Source organism: Pseudomonas sp. BF-R-19, from assembly GCF_019956445.1.
In the GTDB taxonomy this organism is placed as follows: Bacteria; Pseudomonadota; Gammaproteobacteria; order Pseudomonadales; family Pseudomonadaceae; genus Aquipseudomonas; species Aquipseudomonas fluorescens_BH.
The window spans coordinates 1-6,214 of the sequence record NZ_JAHBDN010000004.1 but is presented as its reverse complement, the minus strand read 5'-3'; the positions used below and the strand labels follow the sequence as shown (position 1 = coordinate 6,214).

Genomic DNA, 6,214 nt, shown 5'->3' with positions numbered 1-6,214 from the left:
CGGCTTATCATTCAACATCTCTGTTGGCTGACACTCCGCTTTCGCGAGCAAGCCCGCTCCCACAATTGTTTTAGGTTGGCTGTCAGAGCGGCGCTGGCTCTTGAGACGGCTTGCTCTTGTCGATCCCCGGGACAAGCAGTTTGCCCTCGGCGACCTGATCGCCCTCAAGCTGCGGCTGCGTGACCCAGGTCAGGATGTCGTAGTAGCGACGGATGTTCGCCACGAAATGCACCGGTTCGCCGCCACGGGCGTAGCCGTAACGGGTTTTGCTGTACCACTTCTTTTCCGACAGTCGCGGCAGGATTTTCTTCACGTCCAGCCATTTGTCCGGGTTCAACCCTTCCTTGGCCGCCAGTTTGCGTGCGTCATCCAGGTGGCCGCTGCCGACGTTGTAGGCCGCCAGGGCAAACCAGGTGCGGTCCGGTTCCTGAATCGAATCGTCGAGCTGGTCTTTCATGTAGGCCAGGTACTTGGCGCCGCCCATGATGCTCTGCCTGGGGTCCAGGCGGTTGGACACGCCCATGGCCTGCGCGGTGTTCTGGGTCAGCATCATCAGGCCGCGCACGCCGGTCTTGGAGGTGACCGCCGGTTGCCACAACGATTCCTGGTACCCGATGGCCGCGAGCAGGCGCCAGTCGACTTTCTCTTTCTTGGCGTATGACTTGAAGTGCTGTTCGTACTTGGGCAGGCGTTGCTGCAAGTGTTGGGCAAACGTGGTGGCGCCCATGTAGCCGAGGACGTCGACATGCCCGTAGTAGCGGTCCTTGAGGCGTTGCAGGGTGCCGTTCTTCTTGACCTTGTCGAGGTAATCGTTGATTTCGTTGAGCAGGCTGTTGTCGTCGCCCGGGGCGACGGCCCAGCTCTGGTTGCTGGCGTCACCGAGGTCGAAGGCGACCCGGATGTTGGTGAAATACACCTGGTTCATCGCCACTTCGTTGGAGTCGACCAGTGTCAGGTCGATCTGGTCTTCGTCGACCATGCGCAGGAGATCGACGACCTCGACTGCGTCAGACTCTTCGTATTCGATGCCGGGAAATTTCTGTTTCAGCTGCGCGAGTTGTTCGGCGTGGGTGCTGCCCTTGAGCACCATGATCTTCTTGCCCACCAGATCCTTCGCATCGGTCGGCCGGGACTGGCCGTTGCGGTAGATGATCTGCGGGGTGACTTCGAGATAGGAGTGGGAGAAGCGCACCTGCTTCTTGCGCTCTTCGCTGCTGACCAGGCCGGCCGCCGCCAGCACCGGGCCATTGGGCTTGCCGACCTGGTTGAACAGGTCATCGAGGTTGTCGGCGGTCTCGATCTTGAGCTCGACCCCCAGATCGTCGGCGAAGCGCTTCACCAGCTCGTATTCGAAGCCGGTTTCACCGTTGCGATCCTGAAAGTAGGTGGCGGGGCTGTTTCGGGTAACCACCCGCAGCACACCATCCTCCTTTACGCGCTCGAGCGTGTTGGGTTTATCAACACAGCCACCGAGCATCAGGAAGAGTCCGGTTGCGATGAGCCATTTGGCGTACCGCGGACGCAAAGCCGTTGGGAAAAACATTTGCGCAGTATACGCAAAGGACCACGGGCGCCATATCTCGACAGTGAGGAGCTAGTCTGCTAGAGATCACAAAACCGGCCGGAACCCCGCAGGAATGGGCTTTGTCTGCATTTTGTTACAGTAAAAATAAGCTGTCCTCACACACCCGGTTAACCTGACTTTCGAGGCAGAAACACAGATCGACACCCGAGTGCAACCGTGCGTAGCGTTTCGGGTGCTGTCGCGGGCTGTTTAGGCTAGAATGCACGGCCTCAAAGCACACCCCTTCCCGAGGCTGTCCCGAAGATGTTGATCCTGCGCGGCGCTCCTGCCCTTTCTGCCTTTCGCCACAGCAAACTCCTTGAGCAACTGAGCCAGAAGGTTCCGGCTGTCAGTGGCCTGTATGCTGAATTCGCTCACTTCGCCGAAGTTACCGGCGTCCTGACCGGCGACGAACAGCAGGTGCTTGCGCGCCTTCTGAAGTACGGTCCAAGCGTTCCGGTACAGGAACCGACCGGTCGTCTGTTTCTGGTGCTGCCGCGTTTTGGCACCATCTCGCCATGGTCGAGCAAGGCCAGCGACATCGCCCGCAACTGTGGCCTGGCGAAAATCCAACGCCTTGAGCGCGGCATCGCGTTCTACGTGGCCGGCCAGTTCAGCGACGCTGAAGCCCAGTTGATCGCCGACGGTCTGCACGACCGCATGACCCAGATCGTCCTGGGCAACCTCGAACAGGCCGCCGGCCTGTTCAGCCACGCCGAACCGAAGCCCCTGACCGCCATCGACGTGTTGGGTGGCGGCCGCGCCGCGCTGGAAAAAGCCAACACCGAGCTGGGCCTGGCCCTGGCCGAAGACGAAATCGACTACCTGGTCAACGCCTTCGTCGGCTTGAAGCGCAACCCGCACGACATCGAACTGATGATGTTCGCCCAGGCGAACTCCGAGCACTGCCGCCACAAGATCTTCAACGCCAGTTGGGACATCGACGGCCAGAGCCAGGAAAAAAGCCTGTTCGGCATGATCAAGAACACCTACGTGATGCACAGCGAAGGTGTCCTGTCGGCTTACAAGGACAACGCTTCGGTGATCGTCGGCTCCGTGGCTGGTCGCTTCTTCCCGGACCCTGAAACCCGCCAGTACGGCGCGGTGCAGGAGCCGGTGCACATCCTGATGAAGGTCGAGACTCACAACCACCCGACCGCGATTGCCCCGTTCCCGGGCGCGTCCACCGGTTCCGGTGGCGAGATTCGCGACGAAGGCGCGACCGGCCGTGGGGCCAAGCCGAAGGCTGGTCTGACCGGTTTCACCGTGTCCAACCTGCAGATTCCGGGCTTCGAACAGCCGTGGGAAGTGCCATACGGCAAGCCTGAGCGCATCGTTACCGCGCTGGATATCATGATCGAAGGCCCGCTGGGCGGCGCTGCGTTCAACAACGAATTCGGCCGTCCGGCGCTGACCGGTTATTTCCGTACCTTCGAACAGTCGATCACCACCCCGCACGGTGACGAAGTTCGCGGTTACCACAAGCCGATCATGTTGGCCGGCGGCATGGGCAATATCCGTGAAGAACACGTCAAGAAAGGCGAGATCCTGGTCGGCTCCAAGCTGATCGTACTCGGCGGCCCGGCGATGCTGATCGGCCTGGGCGGCGGCGCGGCTTCCTCCATGGCCACCGGCACCAGCTCGGCGGACCTGGACTTCGCTTCGGTACAGCGCGAAAACCCGGAAATGGAACGTCGCTGCCAGGAAGTCATCGACCGTTGCTGGCAACTGGGCGACAAGAACCCGATCAGCTTCATCCACGACGTGGGTGCGGGCGGTCTGTCCAACGCCTTCCCGGAACTGGTCAACGACGGCGACCGTGGTGGCCGTTTCGAACTGCGCAACATTCCAAACGACGAGCCGGGCATGGCCCCGCACGAAATCTGGTCCAACGAATCCCAGGAGCGTTACGTCCTGGCGGTCGGCCCGGCTGACTTCGAACGCTTCAAGGCGATCTGCGAACGTGAGCGTTGCCCGTTTGCCGTAGTCGGCGAAGCCACTGCCGAACCGCAGCTGACCGTCACCGACAGCCACTTCGGCAACAGCCCGGTGGACATGCCACTGGAAGTGTTGCTGGGCAAGGCTCCACGCATGCACCGTTCGGTGGTTCGTGAAAACGAACTGGGCGACGATTTCGATCCGTCGACCCTCGACATCGCCAGCTGCGTCGAGCGCGTCCTGCATCACCCGGCCGTGGCCAGCAAGAGTTTCCTGATCACCATCGGCGACCGCACCATCACCGGCCTCGTGGCCCGTGACCAGATGGTCGGCCCGTGGCAGGTTCCGGTGGCCGACGTTGCCGTCACCGCCACCAGCTTTGACGTCTACACCGGTGAAGCCATGGCCATGGGCGAGCGTACTCCGCTGGCACTGCTGGACGCTCCGGCGTCGGGTCGCATGGCCATCGGCGAAACCCTGACCAACATCGCGGCTTCGCGCATCGGCAAGATCTCCGACATCAAGTTGTCGGCGAACTGGATGTCCGCTGCCGGTCACCCGGGTGAAGATGCACGCCTGTACGACACCGTAAAAGCGGTCGGCATGGAACTGTGCCCTGAGCTGGGCATCACCATTCCGGTGGGCAAGGACTCGATGTCCATGGCCACGCGCTGGAACGATGAAGGCGTGGACAAGTCCGTCACTTCGCCAATGTCCCTGATCGTGACCGGTTTCGCGCCAGTGACTGACATCCGTCAGACCCTGACCCCGCAACTGCGCATGGACAAGGGCACCACCGACTTGATCCTGATCGACCTGGGCCGCGGCCAGAACCGCATGGGCGCCTCGATCCTGGCGCAGGTTCACGGCAAACTCGGCAAGCAGGCGCCGGACGTCGATGACGCCGAAGACCTGAAAGCCTTCTTCGCGGTGATCCAGGGCCTTAACGCCGACGGCCACCTGTTGGCTTACCACGACCGTTCCGACGGTGGTCTGTTGACCAGCGTTGTCGAAATGGCGTTCGCCGGTCACTGCGGCTTGAGCCTGAACCTCGACGGTCTGGCGGAAACCTCCGCCGACATCGCCGCCATCCTGTTCAACGAAGAACTGGGCGCCGTGATCCAGGTTCGCCAGGACGCCACCCCGGACATCCTCGCGCAGTTCAGCGCTGCCGGCCTGGGTGATTGCGTGTCGGTGATCGGTCAGCCAATCAACAATGGCGAGATCGGCATCACCTTCAATGGTGACACCGTATTCGAAGGCCAGCGTCGTCTGCTGCAACGCCAGTGGGCCGAGACCAGCTACCAGATCCAGCGTCTGCGTGACAACGCCGACTGCGCCGAGCAAGAGTTCGACGTGCTGCTGGAAGAAGACAACCCGGGCCTGAGCGTCAAGCTGAGCTACGACGTCAACCAGGACATCGCCGCGCCTTACATCAAGAAAGGCATTCGCCCACAGGTTGCCGTACTGCGTGAGCAGGGCGTCAACGGTCAGGTGGAAATGGCGGCGGCGTTCGACCGCGCCGGTTTCAACGCGATCGACGTGCACATGAGCGACATTCTGGCCGGCCGTGTCGACCTGAACGAGTTCAAGGGCATGGTCGCTTGCGGCGGCTTCTCTTACGGCGACGTACTGGGTGCCGGTGAAGGCTGGGCGAAATCCGCGCTGTTCAACAGCCGTGCCCGCGATGCGTTCCAGGGCTTCTTCGAACGCAACGACAGCTTCACCCTCGGCGTGTGCAACGGTTGCCAGATGATGTCCAACCTGCACGAGCTGATCCCGGGCAGCGAGTTCTGGCCGCACTTCGTGCGCAACCGTTCCGAGCAGTTCGAAGCCCGTGTTGCCATGGTGCAGATCCAGGAGTCGAACTCGATCTTCCTGCAAGGCATGGCCGGTTCGCGCATGCCGATCGCCATCGCCCACGGCGAAGGTCATGCCGAGTTCTCCAGCGAAGAAGCACTGCTGGAAGCCGATCTGTCCGGTTGCGTGGCGATGCGTTTCGTCGACAACCACGGCAAGGTCACCGAAAGCTACCCGGCCAACCCGAACGGCTCGCCGCGCGGGATCACCGGTTTGACCAGCCGCGACGGTCGCGTGACCATCATGATGCCGCACCCGGAGCGTGTGTTCCGCGCCGTGCAGAACTCGTGGCGTTCCGATGACTGGAACGAAGACGCACCGTTGATGCGCATGTTCCGTAATGCTCGCGTGTGGGTTAACTAAGCGCCGTGTACAAGCTCAGCTTCTTCGTTCCCGACAGTCATGTCGAAGTGGTCAAAAGTGCTGTATTCGCCGCCGGCGGCGGGCGGATCGGTGCTTACGATCACTGCGCATGGCAGGTGTTGGGCCTGGGTCAGTTTCGTCCACTGGACGGCAGCCAGCCGTTCATTGGCGAGGCAGGGCAGGTCGAACAGGTCGAGGAATGGAAGGTTGAGCTGGTGGTGGCCGATGAGTTGATTCGCTCGGTGGTGGCGGTTCTGAAACAGAGCCATCCCTACGAGACGCCGGCTTATGAAGTGTGGCGGTTGGAGGATTTCTGATCTTCCTGGCTGCTGAAATGAGAAACCCGCTGAAAGAGATTTCAGCGGGTTTAATGAGATGGTCAGCCTGACCGAGAAGCCCTGCAGGTTTACGCTTGCAGGGCTTTTCTCGTTTTCGGGCGGAGGATCTCTCATGAACACGATGACACTTCTCGGTATCGACATTGGCAAA

General features: G+C 61.3%; 3 protein-coding genes. 2 read left to right on the top strand and 1 reads right to left on the bottom strand.

Going from position 1 to position 6,214, the window contains the following annotated elements; genetic code table 11:
• Nucleotides 1-82: 82 nt before the first annotated feature.
• The gene (gene mltF, locus KGB28_RS00110; protein WP_223440951.1) at nucleotides 83-1,543 is read right to left on the bottom strand and encodes a membrane-bound lytic murein transglycosylase MltF; all 1,461 of its coding nucleotides are present in this window, start codon (nucleotides 1,541-1,543) and stop codon (nucleotides 83-85) included.
• A gap of 285 nt (nucleotides 1,544-1,828) precedes the next feature.
• Between mltF and purL the strand changes: the two genes are divergently transcribed.
• Together purL and KGB28_RS00100 are read left to right on the top strand one after the other, a co-directional pair.
• Nucleotides 1,829-5,725, top strand: coding sequence for a phosphoribosylformylglycinamidine synthase (gene purL / locus KGB28_RS00105; protein ID WP_223440948.1), 3,897 nt, complete (start codon nucleotides 1,829-1,831; stop codon nucleotides 5,723-5,725).
• Between the two features lie 5 nt (nucleotides 5,726-5,730).
• Nucleotides 5,731-6,042 (top strand): YqfO family protein, encoded by a 312-nt coding sequence (locus tag KGB28_RS00100; RefSeq protein ID WP_223440945.1) that lies wholly within the window; start codon nucleotides 5,731-5,733, stop codon nucleotides 6,040-6,042.
• Nucleotides 6,043-6,214 lie beyond the last annotated feature (172 nt).